This window comes from Cohnella sp. 56 (assembly GCF_037963805.1).
Lineage (GTDB): Bacteria > Bacillota > Bacilli > Paenibacillales > Paenibacillaceae > Cohnella.
The window spans coordinates 138,360-161,867 of sequence record NZ_JAZDQE010000010.1; the positions used below are offsets into that span (position 1 = coordinate 138,360).

The following is a 23,508-nucleotide window of genomic DNA, read 5'->3' on the forward strand; positions in this document are numbered from 1 at the left end:
TTGACGCCGCGATGCGGCCATAGTAAGATTTATGCAAACAAAGGCCATGTAACCTTAGGGTTCAACCTCGCTGAACGATGCGCGGTTGGGCCCTTTTTATTTTGATCCGGCCTAGGCTGAGAGGAGACGAACGATGGATCGAAAGCAGGCATTGCTGCAACGGATGGACGATATTGGCCGCTCGCTGGCCGCGAGGGGGGATGTGCTGGCCGTGTTCGGACTGGGCTCGGTAGGGGTGGAAACGGACCGCATCGACGCGTATTCGGATCTTGATTTTTTTGTGGTGACGGTTCCGGGCAGCCAGCACAACTATATCGAGCGGCTGGATTGGCTGGAGGAAGTTTGTCCGATGGCGTATCATTTTAAAAATGCCGACGTCGGCCACAAAATTTTGTTCGAGGACGGCATTTACGGAGAATTCGCGGTGTTCGAGGAGGCGGAGCTGGCGCAGGCGCAGTATACGGGCGGCAGAATGATCTGGCAGCATCCTTCCTGCGCCGGCGATGACATCGTCAACGGGCAGGCCGTCATTCCGAGCAAGCGCGGGCAATCGGTCGACTACGTCGTCGGAGAAGCGCTGACCAATCTGTATGTCGGGCTTGGCCGCTACGCCAGAGGCGAGCGGCTGTCCGCGATGCGCTTCATAGAGAGCTATCCGATCGACGGCCTGCTGTCGGTGATGCATCTGCTGGAGCCGGAGGTGCCGTATTATCCCGACCGGTTCGGCAACGAGCGCAGGGCGGAGGCGAGGTTCCCCCGGTTCGCCGCCCGCCTGCCGGGCCTGCTGCAGGGCTATGAACGGCTGCCCGAATCCGCGCTGTGCCTGCTCGCCTATCTGGAGGAGATCGCAGCGGTCTCCCCGAGAATGAGCGCGGAGATCAAGGCGCTGGCCGAGCACTGCATGCTGAAGCGCGGGGAGCGGGACGGCTCACGTTGAGCGGATGGGGCCGCGTGAGATTCAATACGATTCTGAATAAAGCGGCTGTGGACCGTCCGTGCGGGAATTGACGGGCGGTTCTTTTCTTGTTATCCTTTAATCGTAAATATTACAATTTAATATTGATTCGGAGGCTGCGATGAAATTGAACAAGCGTATTCCCGTCACGGTGCTGAGCGGGTATCTCGGCGCAGGCAAGACGACGATTCTGAACCATGTGCTGAACAATCGCGACGGCTTGAAGGTTGCGGTCATCGTCAACGATCTGAGCGAGGTGAACATCGACGCGGATCTGATCCGCGACGGCGGCGGGGTGTCGCGCACGAACGAGACGCTCGTGGAGATGTCGAACGGCTGCATCTGCTGCACGCTGCGGGAGGATCTGCTGCAGGAGGTGGAGCGGCTCGCCCGCGCAGACCGGTTCGACTATATTCTGATCGAGTCCACGGGCATCGGGGAACCGCTGCCGGTCGCGCAAACGTTCAGCTACATCGACGAGGAACTGGATATCGACCTGACGAAGCTGTGCCGGCTCGATACGATGGTGACGGTCGTGGACGCGTACCGCTTCTGGCACGATTATTCGTCGGGGGAGACGCTGCTTGAGCGGAGCCAGGCCGCCGGCGACAACGATACGCGGGAAGTGTCGGACCTGTTGATCGACCAGATCGAATTTTGCGACGTGCTGGTGCTCAACAAATGCGATCGTCTGGACGCGGACAGCCTGGACGAGCTGGAGCGGGTGCTGCGCGCGCTTCAACCGACCGCGCGGTTCATCCGCGCGTCGGGCGGGCAGGTCGAGCCTGCCGCGATTCTGAACACGGGGCTGTTCGACTTCGACCGGGCGAGCCGGTCGGCGGGCTGGATCCGCGAGCTGGAGCGGCCGCATCATACGCCGGAGACGGAGGAATACGGCATCGCCTCGTTTGTGTACGAGCGGGTGCGGCCCTTCCATCCCGCCAGGCTGATGGCGTGGATGTCCGACTGGCCGCCGGAGGTCGTGCGGGCGAAGGGGACGCTGTGGCTGGCGACGCGCAGCGACATGGCGCAGTCGCTCAGCCAGGCCGGGCCGTCTATCCAGATGGGACCGGCCGGCTACTGGATCGCAGCGCTGCCGCAGGCACAGCGGGAGCAGATGCTCCGCGAGGAGCCGGAGCTTCGCCGCGGCTGGCATGCCGAATACGGCGACCGGCTGAACCAGCTGGTGCTGATCGGCATCGACATGGACCGCCGCTCGCTCGAGGACGGGCTGGACGCGTGCCTGCTGTCCGATGCCGAGCTGGCTTCGGATTGGCGCCGGCTGGCCGATCCGTTCCCCAATGCGCAGGCGGAGCTGCTGGAGCAGCGCTAAAGCCGAGGCGGGCGCGGAGCTTGTCGGTCGCCGGGCGGGCGGGTGGCGCTGCGCTTGCCGGATGAGGGTCGGCAGTTGAGTCACGGTCGGCAGTCGATCCGCGGTCGACGGCCTATCCCGGCGACGGGCAGGGCAGACCGGCGGCGCCGGTTCGTGGTATCATGAAGGCAACAATGAAGGCAGCCCGTCCGCCCGCCTGAAAGGAACGATAAGCCATGACGCTCCAGCAACTGCGCTACGTCATCGAGGTCGCGAACCGCGGTTCGATGAACGAAGCCGCCAAGCGCCTTTTCATCTCGCAGCCAAGCCTCTCCAACGCCATCAAGGACCTGGAGGAAGAGCTGCGCATCACCATCTTCGAGCGCACGAACAAGGGCATCTCGCTGTCCAAGGCCGGGGCCGAGTTCCTCGGATACGCGCGGCAGGTCATCGAGCAGGCCGAGCTGCTGGAGAACAGGTATCTGGGCGCGAAGCCCGCGCCGCAGCATTTTTCCGTATCGACGCAGCACTACGCATTCGCGGTCAACGCATTCGTCCAGCTCGTGCGCGAGCATGGCCAGGACGAATACGAGCTGGCGCTCCGGGAGACCAAGACCCACGAGATCATCCAGGACGTGAAGAGCCAGCGCAGCGAGATCGGCATCCTGTACATCAACGAGTTCAACGCCAAGGTCATCACGCGGCTGCTGCGGGACGCCAACCTGAAGTTCACGAGCCTGTTCACGGCCAAGGCGCATATCTTCGTCAGCGTGAACAATCCGCTCGCCCGCCACCCGTTCGTGACGATCGACCAGCTCGACGACTACCCGTACCTGCATTTTGAGCAGGGGGAGTACAATTCGTTCCACTTTTCCGAGGAGATATTGAGCACCCTGTCCCACAAAAAAAGCATCAAGGTGAACGACAGAGCGACGCTGTTCAACCTGCTCATCGGACTGAACGGCTACACGATCTCGACCGGCGTGCTAAGCGCGGACTTGAACGGCAACGAGATCATCCCGGTTCCTCTCGCCAGCGATGAGACGCTGCATGTCGGCTGGATCAGCCACCAGAACGCCGCGCTCTCGAAGCTCGCCGTCGCGTACGTCGAAGCGCTCCATCAGGCAATCGCCGTAGAGTGAATCGCGCGGATGGCCGGTATAGCCATTAGCTATAACCAGCAATAGTATATTGAAGTTACGCTATAACCAGACGCCTGTGCTATCTTTCAATTAGCAAGCGAAGCGCTCTAACGGCACGGGCCGCGGGCGTCTCGCTCTACATTGGAATGGCAGAGGAGAAGAAACATATTATGAAGAGCGGCAACCTGGGCTACCCCCGCATCGGAGCGGACCGTGAGTGGAAGAAGGCGCTGGAGGCATATTGGGCAGGCAAGCTGGACGAGGCTGCGCTGCATGCGGCGTTGAAGACGATTCGTCTGGACAATTTGAAAAAACAGCGGGACCTTGGCATCGACCTGATCCCTGTGGGCGAGTTTACGTACTACGATCATATTCTCGATACTTCTGCAATGTTCGGCCTGATCCCCGAGCGGTTCGGATATACGGGCGGCGAAGTGGCCTTGGCGACCTATTATGCGGTTGCGCGGGGCAACCGCGAGTCGGCCGCGAGCGAGATGACCAAGTGGTTCAACACCAACTACCACTATATCGTGCCCGAGCTGACCGCCGGCGTCAAGCCGCAACTGACCGTCAACCGTCCGCTTGAAGCGTATCGCGAGGCGAAGGCGGAGCTGGGCATCGAAGGCCGTCCGGTCATCGTCGGCCCGTACACGTACCTGAAGCTGTCGAAGGGCTACGCGCCGGGCGAGCTGGACGCATGGATCGACCGGCTGCTGCCGCTCTACGGCCAGGTGCTGCGAGAGCTGGCGGCCGAAGGCGTCGCCTGGGTGCAGGTGGACGAGCCGATCCTGGCGACGACGCTGGACGAGTCCGATCTGGCGCGCGTGAAGCGCATCTATGAGGCGCTCGCCGGCGAGGCGCCGGGCGTCAAGCTGCTGCTGCAAACGTACTTCGAGTCGGTCGACGACTACGACTTCGTCGTCTCGCTGCCGGTCGGCGGCATCGGCCTCGACTTCGTACACGACGGCGGCCGCAACCTGAAGGCCGTGCGCGAGCGCGGCTTCCCGGCGGACAAGGTGCTCGGCGCGGGCCTCATCGACGGCCGCAACATCTGGAAGGCAGATCTGCGCGTCAAAGGGGAGACGCTGCAGTCGCTCCTCGCGATCGTGCCGGCCGAGCGCATCGTCGTGCAGCCTTCGAGCAGCCTGCTGCATGTGCCGGTCAGTCTCGCGCTCGAGACGACGCTTCCGCAGGAGCTGCGCGGCGCGCTCGCCTTCGCCGACGAGAAGCTGGCCGAGCTGGCGCTGCTTGCCAAGGCGGGCAGCGAGGGCGCGGACGCGGTAGAGGCGGAGCTGGCGGCAGCGGATCGCAGCCGGGCCGCGCTGCAGCAATCGCCGGCGCGCACCAATGAGCGGGTGCGGACGCGCATGGCGTCGTTGGCATCGGAGCCGGCTGCGCGGGCAAGCGTGTTCGGCGTCCGACGCGGCGTGCAGGAGACGCGGTGGCAGTTGCCGCCGCTGCCGACGACGACGATCGGCAGCTTCCCGCAGACGCCGGAGGTGCGCGGCGCGCGGCAGAAGTGGCGCAAGGGCGAGTGGAGCCCCGAGCAGTACGAATCATTCGTGCAGGCGCAAATCCGCGAGTGGATCGACATTCAGAACGACATCGGACTGGACGTGCTCGTGCACGGCGAGTTCGAGCGCACCGACATGGTCGAGTTTTTCGGAGAGAAGCTGTCCGGGTTCGCCTTCACGGCGAAGGGCTGGGTGCAGTCGTACGGCTCCCGCTGCGTGAAGCCGCCGGTCATCTACGGCGATGTCGAGCTGCCGCAGCCGATGACCGTCGCCGAGACCGTCTACGCGCAGTCGCTGACGAGCAAACCCGTGAAGGGCATGCTGACCGGCCCGATCACGATTCTGAACTGGTCGTTCGTGCGCGACGACAAGTCCCGCGAGGAAGTCGCCTACCAGATCGCGCTCGCGCTGCGGGACGAGATCGAGGCGCTGGAGACGGCAGGCATCGGTATGATCCAGGTCGACGAGCCGGCGCTGCGCGAAGGCTTGCCGCTGAAGCGCGAGCAGTGGGCGCATTATCTCGACTGGTCCGTGCGGGCGTTCCGCCTGTCGACCTCGACCGTGCGCGACGAGACGCAGATTCATACGCATATGTGCTACAGCGAATTCCACGACATCATCGACGCCATCAGCGCGCTGGACGCGGACGTCATCTCCATCGAGACGTCGCGCAGCCACGGCGAGCTGATCGAGATTTTCGAGGAGCATACGTATGACAAGGGCATCGGACTCGGCGTCTACGATATCCACAGCCCGCGCGTCCCTTCTTCGGACGAGATGAGCCATATGATCGACCGCGCGCTCCGCGTGCTCGATCCCGGCCTGTTCTGGATCAACCCGGACTGCGGGCTCAAGACGCGCGGACGCACGGAGACCGTCGACTCGCTGCGCAACATGGTCGAAGCCACGAAGGCGGCGCGCGAGCGGTATGCGGTGAAGCAGTAATATATAGTAGGAAATGATTCGATTCGGGGGGCGTCGGCTGACGCTCCCTTTTTGGCATTCTTATTTGCTGGAAGAGCGGTCTCGCGGTCGGGATAGCGATGTGCGACATTCTTATTTGCTCGAAACCCGGTTCTGGGCACGTAATAGCGATGTGCGACATTCTTATTTGCTCGAAACGCGGTCCTGGGCACGTAATAGCGATGTGCGACATTCTTATTTGCACGAAACCCGGTTCTGGGCACGTAATAGCGATGTGCGACATTCTTATTTGCTCGAAACGCGGTCCTGGGCACGTAATAGCGATGTGCGACATTCTTATTTGCACGAAACGCGGTTCTGGGCACGTAATAGCGATGTGCGACATTCTCATTTGCACGAAACGCGGTTCTGAGCACGTAATAGCGATGTGCGACATTCTTATTTGCTCGAAACGCGGTCCTGGGCACGTAATAGCGATGTGCGACATTCTTATTTGCACGAAACGCGGTTCTGGGCACGGAATAGCGATGTGCGACATTCTTATTTGCCCGAAACGCGGTCCTGGGCACGGAATAGCGATGTGCGGCATTCTTATTTGCACGAAAGTTCGCATCCTGTCGTTCGCCCCCCGATTGACGAGAGGCCGCCGCGATGGCTAAGATGAAATTGTTCATTAAGACGGCGGAGGTAGGAAATGAAATATTGGTGGGCAGTAGGCCTGACGGGCAGTGCAGGCGCTGTGCTCCGCTACGAGGCGGGGCTTTGGACGCATTCCTGGTGGCATTCGTTTTTCCCGCTCGGCACGCTGTTGATCAACTTGACGGGCAGTCTGATTCTCGGCTGGTTCACGGCTTGGGCGGTCCGCCGGCCTGCGCTGCCTGAATGGCTGCGACTGGGCTTCGGCACGGGGCTGATCGGCGCGTACACGACGTTCTCGACGTTCAGCGTGGAGACGCTGACGCTGCTGCAGGAAGGACGAGCCGGCTCGGCCGCGCTGTATGTGGCATCGAGCTTGATCGGCGGTCTGCTGCTGGCATGGGCGGGCTTCAGACTTGGCGAGCGGCGTTCGGTCACAGGCACGCGAGTGGAGGCGGGCCGATGATCGGGCATGTAGGCTGGGTGGCGATCGGCGGTTTTTTTGGCGCATGCGCACGGTACGGGTTCGGTGTGTGGGGCAAGGCCAGATTCCGGACGGCGCTGCCGCTGGCGACGATGCTCATTAATCTGTCGGGCTCTTTCCTGCTCGGCATGCTGGCGGGCGGAGATTGGGGCAGCGTCGTCTCGCTTCTTTTCGGCACGGGCTTCATGGGCGCGTACACGACGTTTTCCACATTTAATGTAGAAAATATCAATTTGATCCGAAACAAAGCCTGGCGTGTCCTGCTGCTGTACGTCGCGGGCAGCTATGTCCTCGGCATCGCGCTCGCCTGGTGCGGCTACGAACTCGGCCTGCGGATGTAGAAGCGGCGGCATGGCAGAGACGACGAATCCAAGGCGATATTGCGGCTATGCATAGCTATGCGTACTATTCATAGTTTTGCTTTTGCTGGCGTCGTGATTTAATGGTTCCGTTCCGATTGTATACGGAAGGGAGCGGGCAGATCATGGAGCAGCAGTCGTCAACAGGCAAAGATCGAATCCGGCATGCGGCTGCGCTCGACAGCGCGGGCATCCGCCTGGCGTTCGCGTCCCTGAGATTCAACGGCTCCACGCCAGCGGGCATGACGCGCGCCGAGTATAGGGGATCGACGGACGCGGTTGCGGGCACGATCCTCGACAGCGGCGCAGGCGGCGAATGGCGCATCCGCACCAGCGAGACGGCACTGCCCGGCCCTTGGGGCGGCCTTGCCCTCGAGACCGACTGGCTGCACTGCGGCACCTCGCGGCAGACGGCCGCGGAGGTCCGCTTCGAGATCGCGGCCTGGTCGCGGAACGTCTATGTGCTCGTGCCGGGCGCGGTGTACGGCGGCAACCGGTTCGAAGCGCGTCAGCTCAGCTATGCGCCCTGCTGGACGCGCATTCGGGAGCGGGGGCCGGACGCCCCGGCGCTGATCACGGACGTCCCGCGGCTCGCGACAGGCGATGGCGCCTCGTCGCTGCAACTGCTGACGGGCGACGCCTCGACGCCGGCGGTCGGTTATTACGATCCCGCTGCGGGGCGCGGCTGCATCATTTTGACGGAGCAGCGGACCCGGTTCGGCGAGACGTCCGTTCATATTCGCGAGGCCGAAGATCGCGGCAGCGCGGTCATTTCTTTCCGCGCGCCCGGCGTGCGCGCCGGTACGAAGTACGAGATGTGCACGACCGACGCGTCGTCGCCGGACCGGGGAGCGGACTATGCCAACGCCGACCGCCTGACGCTTCGATATCACGTGTACTTGTTCGATTGCAGCGGCGTGCCGTGCCTGTTCGAGGCGTTCGCGGCCGTGCGGCAATCGTTGTCCGGCCCGCCGGAGCTGACCGCGTCCGTGCCGTTCTCCGCGGCTTGGGATATTCAGGAGGCCAAGTTCAATGCGATGAACTGGAACGAACCGTACGGCTACTATGCCGTCGGCACGGTGGATGAGAAGCATCAGGACTGGCAGCTCGGCTGGGTCGGAGGCGGCATGTCGAGCTACGCGCTGCTGCTCGAGGGCGGGGGCGCGTCCCGGCAGCGGGCTTTGCATACGCTCGATTTTATATTCGGCGGGCAGACGGCGGCGGGATTTTTCCCCGGCGTATTCTACCGGGGCCGCTGGTACGGCGACGAGTTCGGGGACGACCCGGACCGGGAGGCGCCGGAGCGCTGGCATATCGTGCGGAAAAGCGCGGACGCGCTGTACTTCGCCGCGAAGCATCTGATGGCGCTGGAGGCGACGCAGCCGGAGTCGGCGCTCGGAGCGGCTCAACCGGGGCAGGCGGTCGGAGCGGCTCAACCGGGGCAGGCGGTCGGAGCGGCGCAACCGGAGCAGACGGTCGGAGCGACGCAACCGGAGCAGGCCCTTGAAGCGGCGCAGCCGGAATCGTCGCCCGAAGCGGCGCAGCCGCAACCGGCACCTCCGGGGCGGACGTCCGAACCGCCCCGCCCAAGCCCCACGCCCCACCCACGCCCCACGCCCCACGTATCCTGGCTGCAGGGCCTGCGCAAGCTCGCCGACGCGTTCGTGCGCCTGTGGGACACCAACGGGCAGTTCGGGCAATGGGTCGACCACGATACGGGCGAGCTGCTGGTCGGCGGCTCGGCCGGCGGCGCCATGGCGATCGGCGGACTGGCGCTGTGCGGGAGGCTGTTCGGGGAGGCGCGTTATACAGAGGTCGCGCGCGCGGCCGGCGAAGACTATTACCGCCGGTTCACGCTGGCCGGCATTACGACCGGCGGTCCCGGCGAGATTCTGCAATGCCCGGACAGCGAGTCCGCCTTCGCACTGCTGGAATCCTACATCGCGCTCTACGAAACGACGGGCGACCGTGCGTGGATCGAGCGCGCAGAGGAGGCAGCCGACCAGTGCATATCCTGGTGCGTGTCCTATGACTTCGAATTTCCGGCCGCATCCACGTTCGGCCGGCTCGGCATGCGGACCGCAGGCTCGGTCATCGCCAACGTCCAGAACAAGCACAGCGCTCCCGGCATCTGCACGCTGTCGGGAGATGCGCTGCTCAAGCTGTTCCGCGCGACCGGCAAGCCCCGGTATTTGATGCAGCTGCGGGAGACGGCGCACAATATGACGCAGTATTTGTCCCGCGCCGACAGGCCGATCCGGGGCTGGGACGGCCAGGACATGCCCGCGGGCTATATGAGCGAGCGGGTGAACATGAGCGACTGGGAGGGCGCGGAGCTGGTCGGCGAAGCGCTGCCGCTATCGTGCTGGTGCGAGACGTCGAACATGTTGACATACGCCGAGGTGCCCGGCATTTATACGCAGCCGGACACAGGCTTGATCTGCGAGCTGGACCATGTGAAGTGCGTGCTGGAGACGGCTGCGGACGGCGGGAAGGCGCTGCGCATCACCAATCCGACCGCTTGGCCTGCGACCGTGAAGCTGCTGGCGGAGCACGCCCCCGAGGCGGCACAGCCGCTCGGCGTCTGCGCATCGCCGTCCTGGCCGCGCATCCGCATCGGGCCGGGCGAGACGCGTATCGTGGCTTTATCGTAGAGGAGGAGAAGCGCAATGGAACGCAAACTGGTGTCGGACGCCTTCACGCTCGGCGTCTGTTATTATCCCGAGCAGTGGGACGAGCGGCTGTGGGAAGACGACTATCGGCGCATGAAAGAGATGGGCATGGATATCATCCGGGTCGCCGAGTTCGCCTGGACGATCTTCGAACCCGAGGACGGACGGTTCGAGTTCGGCCTGTTCGACCGCGCGCTCGACCTGGCGCATGCGCATGGCCTCCGGGTCATCATGAGCACGCCGACCGCGACGCCGCCGGCCTGGCTCACGCACGCACATCCCGAGGTGCTCAACAAAACGCAGGACGGCCTGACCTATCATCATGGCATGCGCCGTCACTATACGTACAATTCCACCGTCTACCGCGAATACTGCGCCCGCATCGTGCGGCAGCTGGCCGAGCATTACAAGGATCATCCCGCCGTCGTCGGCTGGCAGATCGACAACGAGCTTAACTGCGAGACGGACGTCTTTTACGCCGACGCGGACCACGACGCCTTCCGCGCATGGTGCCGGGACAAGTACGGCACACTGGACGCGCTTAACCGGGCATGGGGCGCCGTGTTCTGGAACCAGACGTACACCGCATGGGAGCAAGTCCATCTCACGCGCAAGACCGCGGCCGGCTCTCCCAATCCGCATCAGGCGCTCGACGAGAAGCGGTTCATATCGGACAGCGCGATCTCGTTCGCGAAGCTGCAAGCGGACATCCTGCGCGAGGTCGCGCCCCGTCATTGGGTGACGACGAACGGACTGTTCGGCAATCTGGACAGCCACCGGCTGACCGACGAGACGCTCGACTTCTTTTCCTACGACTCGTACCCGCTGTTCTACACGATGTTCGGCGACGCCAGCGAGCCGGAGCCGATGCGCGACCGCTGGTGGAGCCTCAATCTGTGCGGCGTGCGGGACATCTCCCCGAACTTCTGCGTCATGGAGCAGCAGGCCGGACCCGGCGGCTGGACCAACCGCATCCAATTGCCTGCGCCCTATCCGGGGCAGATGCGGCTGTGGACGTACCAGTCGATCCTGCACGGCGCGGATATGGTGCTGTACTTCCGCTGGCGGACGGCGACGTTCGGCACGGAGATTTACTGGCACGGTCTGAACGACTACCACAACGGTCCGAATAGAAGGCTCCGAGAGGCGGCGGCGGTCGGGGAGGAGCTGAGGCGGGTCGGAGAACGGCTCGTCGGCCGCACCTACCGGGCGGACGTCGCGCTGCTCGAGGACTACGACAACGAGTGGGACGGCCGGCTCGATACGATGCACGGCGTCCTGCGCGGGCCGAGTATGAGCGCCTGGTTCAAGCGGCTCCAATATCGTCACATGCCTGCGGACAAGATCAAGCTGCGCGGCGATGCGACGGCGGACGAGCTGTCCGGCTACCGTCTGGCCGTCTATCCGCATCCGACGATTATGTCGGAGCGGACGGCCCAGATGCTGGAGGCTTACGTCCGCCAAGGCGGCATCCTGGTCCTCGGCGCGCGCACCGGCTACAAGGACGAGACCGGGCGCTGCCGCATGATGCCGTTTCCCGGCGTGGCGGCTGCGCTGTGCGGCGTTCACGTCGACGACTTCACGCTGATCGCGGGCGACCGGGAGCCGGCCAACGTCGCGCTCGCGGACGGCTCGGGCCGCATGTTCAAGGCGCCGCTGTTCAACGAGACGCTGTCGGTGCAGGACAGCGGGACCGAGATCATAGCCGCGTACGCCTCCGGCTGGTATGCCGGCAGCCCTGCGCTGACCCGCCGCAAGCTCGGAGCGGGCGAGGTCTGGTACTACGGCGCGTCCTTCTCCGAGGGGGCGGCCGAGGCGATCCTCGACCTGCTGGACCTGCCTTCTCCGGCCGCGGATTGGGCCAGGCTGCCGCGCGAGGTCGAGTTCGGCATCCGGGAGGACGCAGCCGGCGGCCGGTGGGCTTACCTGCTCAATTACGCCGACCGCGAAGTCGACATTGAGCTCGTCCGCGACTGCGTCGATGTGCTGACCGGCGAGCGATTGTCCGGACGGACCGTCATGCCGGCGTTCGGTGTTCGCATTCTCGAACCTGCTCCACAGTGACGTTTGTCCTCGTTGCTTTGCGGACCGACAGCCCCGATCGCCTTGCGGCGACCGGGGCGATTTTTGTTTTTCACCCGTCAGATCCGTCATTATAGCCCATGTTCCGCGTCAGAACAGCATTTCGAACATTGTACAGTAGAGCGCCGGGCATCGTTGTGAGATGCTGAATGACGACGGCACATTGTCACCAAAAAAGTCCGCCGGGGGGATCGCGCGTGAAGATGCTGCAAGCGTACAAGTCCAAAAAATATTTGACGCGGATGCTGTTGTCGGTAAGCGTGCTGATGATGGCCGTGCTGATCTTCGCCTCGCTGGCGCTTCAATACAACGCCGAACGCAGCTCTGTCCGCATGCAGCAGGATTCGAGCCGCAAGGTGATGAACCAGATTCAGTACAACGTCTCGTACATGACGGAGGTGCTGAACAATCTGGCGTTGACGCTGTACCTGGACCCGAATATTATGCCGCTGTTCACGCTGCCGAGCTACGACGAGATGACGGTGATCCGTTCCATGAACTCGCTGAAGCAGGCTTATTTGTCCTCGTCATTCCTGCATTCGATCGTCGTCTACAATGGCTTCGACGACCAGTTGTACCCGGTCGGCCAGCTCGGCGCGAACAAGCCCGAAGCCGGGATGGCGGACCGGCTCGCAACGCTGCTCAAGCGCGAGGAGAAGCTGCCGCGCATGAAGCTGATCCCGATGAACTTCAGCGGCCAGGCGGGTCAGGTCGATTTTTTCTCGCTGGTCGTCTATCAGAACTTCGGAGCGGTTAACAGCGGCCGCGAGAGCGCGCTGGTCGTGAATATCAAGCCGGAATGGCTGTATGACAACCTGCAGTCGGTCAACGTATTCGACGATCCGGCGCGGTCGGGCCTGTTCCTGTTGGACGCTGGCGGGAATGTGATCATGTCGGGCGGCGGCGGCGCGATCCCGGCGGATGCGGGACGGCTCGGCGAGGCGCTGGTCAGTCACGCGGGTACGGGGGCAGCCGAGACGTTCGGGTCGTTCACCGGCAAGCTGGGAGAGGACGGCAAGCAGCTCGTCACGTACATGAAGCTGCGGGATTCGGACTGGATGATCGTCAGCGTGCAGCCTTACGAGGTCGTGCTCGGCGGCATCCGGGAGATGCGCGCGACTTCGATCGCGGTTATCATCGTTGTGCTGCTGCTGGGCGTGGCGCTGTCGTTTCTGATCGCGCACAAGCTGTACCGGCCGATCGAGCGGCTGATCAGCCAGATCGGCCTGAAGCCCGGGGAAGGGTCGGCGGGCGAAGGCGGGCCGCGCGTCGGCGACGAGCTGTCGGCGGTCGCGAACGTATACAGCTCGATGCTGCAGAAGCTGCATTGGGCGTCGAGCGAGCAGGACAAGCAGAAGCGGATCGTCAAAAATTATCATCTGCGCACGCTCGTAGCCAACAGTCCGTCGTTGTCCCGCGCCGAGTTTGAGGACAATATCGCCTTGAACGACCTGCAGATCGACCCGAACGGCCCGTACAGGCTCGTCGTAATCAAGGTGGACGGGTACGCCGATTATGTCCGCGGGACGACGTCGGGGCAGCGTTCGCTGTATTCTTTTGCCATCGCCAATATCGCGGAGGAGCTGATGGAGCCGGGTCCGTACCGCTGCGAGATCGCGGATATGCGCGGCGATCATGTGGCGATGCTCGTCAGCCCGGCGGCGGGCACGAGCGCCGATACGGAGGCGCTGACGCAGCTGCTGCGCGGCATCCAGGAGGTCGTCGGCAGCTACTACAAGCTGTCGCTGTCTATGACGGTCAGCGGCAGCTGCGACAGCCATGTCGGCATTACCGAGCGGTACGGCGAGGCGATCCGGCTGTCGCAGTACAAGCTGCTGCTCGGCCATCGTGCGATCATCACGCCCGAAGCGGTCGATGAGCGTGCCCGGGAGGCGGAGTACGAATTCCCTGCGGAAGCGGAAAAGAAGCTGGTCGAGAGCATCCGCGCGAATCACCCGGAGGAGTCGGAGCGGGCGGTCGAGCTGATGCTGGACCGGCTGACCGGTTGCCAGTACGACCATATCGTGCACGGCATTCTGCATCTGGTCGACCTGCTGAAGTCGGCTGTGCGCGATCTGAACCGCAACCGCATCGTGTCGCTGCCCGTCGATCTCGGCTCGCTCAGCCGGGAGGCGCTGGAGAAGGAGACGATGGAGGATGTTCGCGAGCTCATCCTCGGCGTCTGCCGCGAGGTGCATGACAAGCTGAGCCGGGCAGACGGGGACAAGAACGCCGCGCTGACCGACGCGATCAAGGAGATGATCGAGGCGAACTACAAGGACAGCAATCTGAGCCTCCAGGGGATCGCCGCGATGCTGCACCTGACGCCGGCCTACGTCGGCCGCATCTTCAAGACGAGCGAATTCGTGTCGGTCGGCGAATACATGAACGAGGTGCGGCTGCGGCACGCGCAGGCGTATCTGGAGACGAAGGGCTTCAGCATCAAGGAAGTGATGGAGCTGGTCGGTTACGTGAACGAGAGCACCTTCTTCAAGCTGTTCAAAAAGACGTTTGGCGTCACGCCGAAGGAGTATCGGCTGAAGAAGGTGCTGGAGTAGGGGGGGCTGGTGAGGCGATGGCTTGAGGCGTGGATCGCCATCGCCTGCACTAGGAGAGGCGATCGGCTACGCCCGTATGCGTGGAGCGCCATCGCCTGCACTAGGAGAGGCGATGGGCCTCGCTCGTATGCGTGGATCGCCATCGCCTGCACTAGGTGAGGCGATGGGCCTCGCCCGTATGCGTGGATCGCCATCGCCTGCACTAGGAGAGGCGATGGGCCTCGCTCGGGCACGCGGAGCGCCATCGCCTGCACTAGGAGAGGCGATGGGCCTCGCTCGTATGCGTGGAGCGCCATCGCCTGCACTAGGAGAGGCGGTGGGCGCAGGTTTGTAGAACCGGGCGCTGGTTAAAATGCCAGTAAAACTTGCCATGGTTTTTATTTGCATGTTATGATTTTAATATAATAACTGCCTGAAGCACAGGTCGTTCACTCCGAAGATTCGGATGAGCGGCCTATTTTATTTTCCGGGAGGTTACGGAGATGTCGGATGTGTTGTTTGAGAAAGCTTATGATGAATGGATGTTTCGTGTAATGCGCCAGAGCACCGGAGAGAGGAAACGGAGATTACAGGACATGGACCATTACAACGAACGTTTATTACTCAAGAATATGTGGTGGCCCGCCATCGGTAACTTCGATCATCTTCATCCCGAGTGGGAAGTATCTGATTTTAAAGATGGGAGGCGATTTGTCGACTTTGCCTATATGCCCTTTGGCCTACATGTCGGATTAGTTCTAGAAGCTGATGCTTTCGGAACGCATCTTCGCGATGTGAGCCGCTTCAGGTTCGGCGATAATTTGGAGAGACAGAATCACTTGTTAATGGATGGCTGGCATATGCTCCGGTTTTCAAGAGACGATTTGTTGGAAAAGCCCAAAAGATGTCAGCAAACGTTGCTTGCGGCACTTTCTGCGTGGGGATACGGTGCAGGGAAAGAAGTAGAGTCATTGACACTGTATGAGCGGGCGATTCTCCATTGGATTGGGAGACAAACGAGCCTGATCAAGCCAGTAGACGTCATAGGCACTTTAAAGATCAGCTTTAAACATACGACAATCAGCCTGAAGTCGCTCGAAATGAAAGGTTACTTGAAAGCCAACCGCTCAGCACAGGGGAAAATTATGAGCTATATGGTCATGCCGAAGTCACAAAAAATAAACTAATCAAAACGAATTGAGCTTCAGCCATCGCCTTCCCTAGGAGAGGCGATGGGGCTCGGAGCGATGCGTATGGAGCCATCGCCTTCCCTAGGAGAGGCGATGGGGCTCGGAGCGATGCGTATGGAGCCATCGCCTTCCCTAGGAGAGGCGATGGGGCTCGGAGCGATGCGAATGGAGCCATCGCCTTCCCTACGAGAGGCGATGGGTCTAACGCAACAAAGCGACCGCCTCCCGGCGGTCGCCCCTGCTTCGCCTATCGGCGTTACCTCAAGCCTTTGCCCTTCAGGAATGCGTCCCATTGCCCGGCGACATCGGCTTCGTACTTCTCGAGGCCGGAGGCTTTGAGCTTGTTCTCGAACTCGGGGAGCATCTTGCCCGGATCGACGGCGCCGGTCTCGAGCGCGGTCAAGTATTCGTTTTTGACGGCATTGATGTTCGCGCCCTCTGCTTTGACCTTTTCTTCGTTGAAGGAAAATCCGTTGCTGGCCGGCACGATGGCGCTGTCGTTAAGCTGGATCGTCTTTTCCCAGGTGTCGGGGTCCATGCCCGGCTTCAGGTAGGCGTTGAACTGGTTGCCGAATACCCAGTCGCCGTTGGGCGCATAGCCGGAGCCTTCGATCGGTGCGATGAACTTGTCGTCGGTCTTCGTGTAGTGCTTGCCTTCGATGCCGTTGCAGATGAGGTTATACAAATACTTGTCGGTGTTGAGCAGGTTGATCAGCATGAGCGCGCGCTCGGGATTTTTGGAGTTTTTGTTGATGACATGCATGGCGCTCGCGATGCCGGTGAAGTAGCTGTCCGAGATCGGCACGTAGACGACATCGTTGCCGCCGTTGATCGCCTTCTCGCCGATCTCTCCGCCCGGCTTGGACGTGAATTCGATCGATACGGCGACATTGCCTTTGCCCTTCAGGTCGTTGATATTCTGAAGTACGGGCGCGTCCTTGTTGATGTAGCCGGCCTGGTACCAGCTATGCAACGTTTGGTAAAAGTCTTTTTTGACTTCGAGCGAGTCGATCATGCCGATCATGGCGTAGGACGAATCGTCCTTTTTGTACCCGACGCTGGCACCGTCCGGCGCTACGGCGTTCGGGTCGACGAACAGGCCGTTGGAGTTCTGGGCGAGACCGAGCGGGACGATGCCCTTCTCGTTTTCCTTGAGCGTCTTCAGAAACGGCTCGATGTCCTTGTACGAGTGGATCGTGCTGACGTCGAGATTGTACTTGTCGATAAACCGTTTTTGGATGATCAGACTCTTCTGCTTGGCGGCGATCTGGTAGATCGGGAAGCCGTACACCTTGCCGTCCGCGGCCTTCATGTCCGGCCAGAACTTGTCGGGGATGTTGGCGCGCGCATCCGGCGCGTACTTCGCGATCATGTCGTCGGGCAGCTCGAGATAAGCGCCCTTGTCGATATAAGGCTGGTAGTTGCCGAGCCAGCCTTTGGAGCTCCAGGCGATGTCGAAGTTTTCGCCGGCCGCCAGCATGGCGTTCAGCTTCGGCTCGTACTCGTCGAATGTCAGCGGTTTCAAGTCGACGGTCGCGTTGATTTTATCCTTCAGGTACTTGTTGATCTCGTCGTTGACGAGCTTCTGGTCGGGGCCGGGATTGGCGGCGACGGGGTAGATGAAGGTGAGCTTCGCCTCCGGCAGCTCCGCCGAAGTCGGCTCGGCGCTTGCGGACGCGGAGCCGGAAGCACTCGCCGTCGCCGAGGCGCTGCCGCTGTCTGTGGCGCTGGGACTGGCCGTATTGTTATTGTTGTCGCCGCAAGCTGCGAGCGCAGCCATCGAGAGCAGCAGCATGTATTGCGGAATCCGTTTTCCTTTTCTCATCTCGGAACCCTCCATTATGATGACCCTATTATTAATACGCCAAGCGATCCTGTCTGACCTGCTGCCGCCTAACGACGATCACCTCCTTCAAGTGGTGACGGCAGCCTTATGGTGAATCCGGCTCTAGCCTTTGAGCGAGCCGACCGTAATGCCTTTGACGAAGTATTTTTGGAAGAAAGGAAAAACGATCAGCATCGGCCCGCTGGCGACGATCGCCATCGCCATCCGCACGGACAGCGTAGGGAACTGGGCGAATTGGAGCTTGTCGGATATTTGCGCCATCGGCGAATTCGCCAAGAACTCGGCCTGCGACAAAATGCGGACGAGCAGCAGCTGCAGCGGAATGTACTTGTCGTTGTCGATGAATAGCAGCGCGTTGTACCATTCGTTCCAGTAGCCGAAGGCGATGAACAGGCCCAGCGTAGCGAGCGCCGGCGTCGAGAGCGGGAGGATGATCCGGAAGAAGATGCGGTACTCGCGCGCCCCGTCGATTTTGGCCGACTCGATAATCTCGGGCGAGATCTTGTCGAGGAAGCCCTTCATGATCATGATGTTGAACGGACTCATCAGCGCCGGGATAATCAGGGCGGCCAGCGAGTTTTTCAGATGCAGGTACTGTGTCATGAGAATGTAGAAGGGGATGAGGCCCCCGTTGAACAGCATCGTGAAAAAAACGTAAAACGTAAGCGGCCGGTTGTACCGGAAATCCCTGCGCGAGATCGGGTAGGCCATGAGCGCGGTCAGCAGCAGCGAGAGAACCGTCCCGATGACCGTGATCATGATCGTGACGCCGTAGCCGCGCAGAATCGTATCCGGCTTCTCGAACACGATCCGGTAGGCTTCTCCGCTCCCTACCCTGGGGATGAACTGGTAGCCGAATTCGTACAAGCTGTCCTCCGACGACAGCGAGATCGAGATGACCAGGATGAACGGGGCGACGATAAGCACACAGACGACGATAAAGAAGACGTTGATGAACAGGTTGTTCGATTTGGCAGTCATGGCTGGATCACCTCCGTTTAGAAAAGCGCGTTGTCCCGATCGATCCGGCGTACGATGTAGTTGGCCGACACGACGGTGACGAGTCCGACGACCGACTGGAGGAAACCGACGGCGGCGGCGGCGTTGATGTCGCCCAGCTTCGTCAGTGCGCGGTATACGTAAGTATCGATGATATCCGTCGTCGGGAAGTTCGGCCCGACATTGTTCGGAATGAAGTAGTGCAGACCGAAGTCGCCGCGGAAAATGTTGCCGAGTCCGAGAATAAACAAAATGATGACGAGCGGCTTGAGCAGCGGCAGCGTGATCCGGGTCATCATCTGAATGCGAGTGGCGCCGTCGAGCTTGGCGGCCTCGTAGTATTCGGTGCTGATCCCCGTCATGCCGGCATAGTAGACGAGCGTCGAGAAGCCGACGCCTTTCCACAGCGCGATCAGCGGCAGAATATAAATCCAGGGCCCCGTCTCCAGATACCAGTTGTGCGTGGGCAGCCCGAGGAATGCGAGCACCTTGTTCGCGAAGCCGTTCTCGAAGTCGAGGAACGCATTGCCGATATAGCCGACGAGCACCATCGACAGGAAGAAAGGAAGAAACATCACGGTCTGATAAATCTTCATCAGCCGCCCCGACAGCTCGTTGAGCAGGAGAGCGAGGATAAGCGCGGCGATCGTGCCCGTGATGATGTAAGCGAAGTTGTAGAGAAGCGTGTTGCGGATAATCCGGTACGCGTCCTGCGCCTTGAACAAAAACTCGAAGTTGCGGAACCCGACCCACGCGCTGCCGAATATACCCTGGTCGTACCTGAAGTTTTTAAACGCGAGAATCAGTCCGATCATTGGCAGATACGCGATGACAAGCTTGAATAGGATGCCGGGCAGCGCGAGTACGACGAGCTCCTGATTTTTGCGGAACAGCCGAAGCTCGTTGCGGAGCCAGCCGCCGGTCTTCGCCTGCGTCTTGCCAGGGACGGGGGAGTCCGCGGCGCTCAGCTTGACCGGTTCTGTCTTGGCCATGGGATTCACCTCCATCTTGGATATGACCCCATCATGCCATGAGCGGCCGGCCGAATATACGATTCGATGTTCGAATAACTGTCCGCGGCAGGTGTATTAATTGCGAATTCATATGCTTATTGGGAAAAAGGAGCGGAATCGCGAGCTGCGGCGGCGAGAAAAACGCAAAAAGAACGAAGCGAGCTATCCTCGGCTTCGTTCTTGCAAAGTGGCGGGGGCGAATAAGAATGTGCCACATCTTTATTTCGCCGGATGTGCCGCAGCTGCGCCGAATAAGAATGTGCCACATCTTTATTTCGCCGATCGAGCCGCAGCTCCGCCAAATAAGAATGTGCCACATCTTTATTTCGCCGGATGAGCCGCAGCTGCGCCGAATAAGAATGTGGCACATCTTTATTTCGCCGGATGCGCCGCAGCTGCGCCAAATAAGAATGTGCCACATCTTTATTTCGCCGGATGAGCCGCAGCTGCGCCAAATAAGAATGTGGCACATCTTTATTTCGCCGATAGAGCCGCAGCTCCGCCGAATAAGAATGTGGCACATCTTTATTTCGCCGATCGAGCCGCAGCACCGCCGAATAAGAATGTGCCACATCTTTATTTCGCCGAATGAGCGGCAGCACCGCCAAATAAGAATGTGGCACATCTTTATTCCGCCGGATGAGTCGCAGCACCGCCGAATAAGAATGTGCCGCATCTTTATTCCGCCGGATGAGCCGCAGCTCCGCCGAATAAGAATGTGCCACATCTTTATTTCGCCGATCGAGCCGCAGCTCCGCCGAATAAGAATGTGCCACATCTTTATTTCGCCGATCGAGCCGCAGCTCCGCCGAATAAGAATGTGCCACATCTTTATTTCGCCGGATGAGCCGCAGCTGCGCCAAATAAGAATGTGGCACATCTTTATTTCGCCGGATGAGCCGCAGCTGCGCCAAATAAGAATGTGGCACATCTTTATTTCGCCGATCGAGCCGCAGCACCGCCGAATAAGAATGTGGCACATCTTTATTTCGCCGGATGAGCCGCAGTCCCGCCGAATAAGAATGTGCCACATCTTTATTTTGCCGATCGAGCCGCAGCACCGCCGAATAAGAATGTGCCACATCGCTATCCGCCGTCCCGGTGGCCGCGCCGTCCCGCTTCCCCGCCCGCTCTATGACGTATCCCCCTCGTTCAGGAGGATATCGACCGCTTGATCCGGTATTCCTTCGGCGTGCTGCCGAACTTGCCTTTGAACAACCGGAAAAAGTAGCTTTGGTTCGAGTAGCCGCATTGGTCCATGATCTCCGCGATCGTACCGTCGGTCTGCAGCAGCAGCTGACGTGCGTGGGACAGGCGGACCTCGTTGATGTAGTCGGTCACCGTCGTGCCGCATTGGTCCTTGAACAGTTTGCCGACATAGGCCGATGTCAGCTTGACGCTTGAAGCGATCGACTGCTGGCTGAGGTTCGGGTCCTGGAACTTCTGCTCGATGAGCGCCTTGACCGTGCCGACGATCCATTCGTAGCGCTCCGCGCCGGGCGCGCGCTGCGCCTCGCAGATTTGCGCGCATACGGACAGGAACGACAGATAGATGTCATCGAGACTCCGGTCGCCCTCGGTAATTCGCGGGATCTGCTCGGGATCGACGGGGAGCGACGCGAGTCTGTTGTTGATCATGTCGGCCGCCGTATTTTTGATGGCCCAGGCGAGATCGGATACGGCCCGCTTCATGTCGTCGTACTGGAATTCGGACAGCAGCGCGAACGCTTTTTCCAGCTCGGCGCCCGCGTTCGTCGGCTGTCCTTTTTTCAGCGCCTCCGTCAATCTGCGCTCGATATCCGAAGGCAGTGTCCGCCGGCCGCCGGACAGATGGCCGCGTATGTCCGCCGGCGCGATGATCGACCGGTAGCCTTTGGCGAACATATACAGGCTCAGCTGGTACGACTGGCGGTAGGCGGCGGACAGCTGGCTCAGCCTGGAGACGGGATCGCCGATGCCGCATGTGAGCGACAGCCCGTAGTACCGCTCGAGCGTTGCCTGAATGTCCGCCACGATCGGACGGGCCGTATCGGCTGCGCCTGCGCCCGCCTCGCCTCCGGACAGCAGCAGCACCGCATGACCGTCCTGCATGTCGACGGCCTCGCATCGGTACGTCCCGGCCATATGCTCCTGGGCGATATTGAGGATGGCGAAGGCATGCAGCCGCCTGACGGACGAGGACGTGGCGCGCTCATAGTCCGCGTACCGGTCAATGCGCAGTACGCATACGAAGTACGGGCCAACATCTGCGATATGAAGCCCGTGCCGCTCGATCAGCTGCGCCATATCCGCCTCGGGGATGCTGCCGCCGTCCGTCAGGAATGTGCGCACATAGTGCTTGCGTACGATCTGCTCGGAGCTGATCTCCCGCAGCTGCTCGGACAGCCGCATCACATTGTCGCCCATGAGATCGAGCTCGTTCGCGGCGCCGTCGCCCGCCTCGCCCTTAAGATGGGGCCGGATGCGGCGCAGCATCGCGTCGATCGGGCCGTACAGCTTGAAGGACAGCCAGAACGACACGGCCGCCGCGACCAGCAGAAAAGCGACCGTGACGAGCAGCGCCTTCTCGCGCGTCGCCGTCACTTCCTTCATAAGCGGGGCGTAGGGCTGAATATACACAATTGTCCAGTCCCCGATGCCCTTCATATAAGTAACGATGCTTTTCCCCGCACCGGCGTCGCCAACCACGAAGCCCGAGGCCGCAGCAGCCGCCGCATCGCCAGAGCCTGAACCTGAACCTCTGCCTCTGCCGCCGACCAGCGCCGTCACGGCCGCCGGGTCCGGCGCGTAGACGTCCGCCGACTGCCCGTCCGACAGCAAGCGGCCGTCCGGCGTCCGGATATAGATCGCGCCCTGGCCGGCGCTGCCCGCTCCGTTCATCCTGCGCAGGCTGTCGAACACCCAGTCCGGCTTGATGTACAGAATCAGCGCCGACTCCGTGCCGGCGTACGGCTTCAGCACATCGGTCACGACGAAGGCGAACGCATCGACGGCTCCGGCCTCGTCGCCGCTCAGACTGACCGGGATGAGCCGCGAAGTCGGGAGCGGCGCCGGCGACCGGAGCAGCCAGTCGAGCATCCGGCGTTTGGTGATGCCCCCGTCCACGAGGAATTCGCTCGACGAGCCGTACAGCTCCCCGCTGCTCGCATTGTAGACCGCCATCGAATGCAGGAAAGAGGAGCTCTCCATCAGCTTCGCCATCTCGTTGTACCCGCGAATATAGTCCATCTGGGGGAGCGGCTCCGAATACATGAGCGGGATCAGATAGTTGTCGCCGTATGCGAAGGTGGACAGCCGCACGATGATCTCGTTCATATACGACAGATTGTATTGAATCTGCGTCAGCACCTTCAGATTGGAATCCTCCTGCACGCTGCGCACGGATCGCTCGAGCACGTAGGAGTTGACGACGGACAAGCCGGTCAGGATGAGCGCCATGGCGATCATGATCGAGAATAGTACGCGCTGGAAGTATCGCCGGGACTTGTAGAACCCGATCCCTCTCATGGCATCCTGCTCCTTTCCGCTGCAAGTTACTGATTTCTCTATTTTTAAATGGAATCGAACCGGATTGCAACCGGTTTCTTCAAATCATTTGCGAGTTCTCCATCCGGAGGAACCGGAGCTTTTGACGATTTTCATAGCCCGCGAAGCTTGTTTTTCTTACTTTGTATAGTTTATCGGACGCGCGATCCGTGGCACGATGTTGTTACGAAGGAGGTGAGCGCGTCGCCGCCGAACATAAAGCCTGCAGCGCAGGCATGCGATACGGAGCGAGCAGAATCATACCAAACGATGAGAAAAGAGGGATTTTTACGATGCCAACGAACAACGGCGTGTTCG

15 protein-coding genes are annotated in these 23,508 nt (G+C 61.1%); 10 read left to right on the forward strand and 5 right to left on the reverse strand.

The window, feature by feature from the left end; genetic code table 11:
- The first annotated feature begins 133 nt into the window (after positions 1–133).
- From VQ071_RS17950 to VQ071_RS17995, 10 genes are all read left to right on the forward strand, one after another.
- Complete coding sequence (locus tag VQ071_RS17950) at positions 134–937, forward strand: hypothetical protein (protein WP_340515488.1); 804 nt, start codon at positions 134–136, stop codon at positions 935–937.
- A 139-nt stretch (positions 938–1,076) separates the two neighbouring features.
- A complete protein-coding gene (locus tag VQ071_RS17955) occupies positions 1,077–2,288 on the forward strand; it encodes a GTP-binding protein (protein ID WP_340515489.1) in 1,212 nt (403 codons plus the stop codon).
- Between the two features lie 215 nt (positions 2,289–2,503).
- Entirely contained in the window at positions 2,504–3,409 is a 906-nt protein-coding gene (locus tag VQ071_RS17960; RefSeq protein WP_340515490.1) for a LysR family transcriptional regulator, read from the forward strand.
- A gap of 170 nt (positions 3,410–3,579) precedes the next feature.
- Positions 3,580–5,868, forward strand: a complete 2,289-nt coding sequence (gene metE / locus VQ071_RS17965; RefSeq protein ID WP_340515491.1) for a 5-methyltetrahydropteroyltriglutamate--homocysteine S-methyltransferase — start codon at positions 3,580–3,582, stop codon at positions 5,866–5,868.
- A 673-nt stretch (positions 5,869–6,541) separates the two neighbouring features.
- Positions 6,542–6,949 (forward strand): fluoride efflux transporter CrcB, encoded by a 408-nt coding sequence (crcB, locus tag VQ071_RS17970; protein ID WP_340515492.1) that lies wholly within the window; start codon positions 6,542–6,544, stop codon positions 6,947–6,949.
- Positions 6,946–7,308 carry a fluoride efflux transporter CrcB gene (gene crcB / locus VQ071_RS17975; protein WP_340515493.1) on the forward strand — a complete coding sequence of 121 codons (363 nt, stop codon included), beginning with the start codon at positions 6,946–6,948 and terminating at the stop codon, positions 7,306–7,308. The genes crcB (VQ071_RS17970) and crcB (VQ071_RS17975) overlap by 4 nt, the downstream gene beginning before the upstream one ends.
- A gap of 143 nt (positions 7,309–7,451) precedes the next feature.
- Complete coding sequence (locus VQ071_RS17980) at positions 7,452–9,980, forward strand: hypothetical protein (protein ID WP_340515494.1); 2,529 nt, start codon at positions 7,452–7,454, stop codon at positions 9,978–9,980.
- A gap of 15 nt (positions 9,981–9,995) precedes the next feature.
- Complete coding sequence (locus VQ071_RS17985) at positions 9,996–12,062, forward strand: beta-galactosidase (RefSeq protein WP_340515495.1); 2,067 nt, start codon at positions 9,996–9,998, stop codon at positions 12,060–12,062.
- A 221-nt stretch (positions 12,063–12,283) separates the two neighbouring features.
- Positions 12,284–14,638 carry an AraC family transcriptional regulator gene (locus VQ071_RS17990; protein ID WP_340515592.1) on the forward strand — a complete coding sequence of 785 codons (2,355 nt, stop codon included), beginning with the start codon at positions 12,284–12,286 and terminating at the stop codon, positions 14,636–14,638.
- A gap of 482 nt (positions 14,639–15,120) precedes the next feature.
- Positions 15,121–15,804: a DNA-binding response regulator gene (locus VQ071_RS17995; RefSeq protein ID WP_340515496.1), complete on the forward strand. Its 684-nt coding sequence runs from the start codon at positions 15,121–15,123 to the stop codon at positions 15,802–15,804.
- A gap of 259 nt (positions 15,805–16,063) precedes the next feature.
- Here VQ071_RS17995 and VQ071_RS18000 read toward each other — a convergent pair whose 3' ends face one another.
- The 5 genes from VQ071_RS18000 to VQ071_RS18020 form a co-directional block, all read right to left on the reverse strand.
- Positions 16,064–17,632: an ABC transporter substrate-binding protein gene (locus VQ071_RS18000; RefSeq protein WP_340515497.1), complete on the reverse strand. Its 1,569-nt coding sequence runs from the start codon at positions 17,630–17,632 to the stop codon at positions 16,064–16,066.
- 123 nt (positions 17,633–17,755) lie between these two features.
- Positions 17,756–18,634 (reverse strand): carbohydrate ABC transporter permease, encoded by an 879-nt coding sequence (locus VQ071_RS18005; protein ID WP_340515499.1) that lies wholly within the window; start codon positions 18,632–18,634, stop codon positions 17,756–17,758.
- Positions 18,635–18,651: 17 nt separating this feature from the next.
- On the reverse strand, positions 18,652–19,644 hold the full coding sequence (locus VQ071_RS18010) for an ABC transporter permease (RefSeq protein WP_340515500.1): 993 nt from the start codon (positions 19,642–19,644) through the stop codon (positions 18,652–18,654).
- A 116-nt stretch (positions 19,645–19,760) separates the two neighbouring features.
- Positions 19,761–20,747, reverse strand: a complete 987-nt coding sequence (locus VQ071_RS18015) for a hypothetical protein (protein WP_340515501.1) — start codon at positions 20,745–20,747, stop codon at positions 19,761–19,763.
- Positions 20,748–20,817: 70 nt separating this feature from the next.
- Complete coding sequence (locus VQ071_RS18020) at positions 20,818–23,172, reverse strand: helix-turn-helix domain-containing protein (RefSeq protein WP_340515502.1); 2,355 nt, start codon at positions 23,170–23,172, stop codon at positions 20,818–20,820.
- Positions 23,173–23,508: the final 336 nt, after the last annotated feature.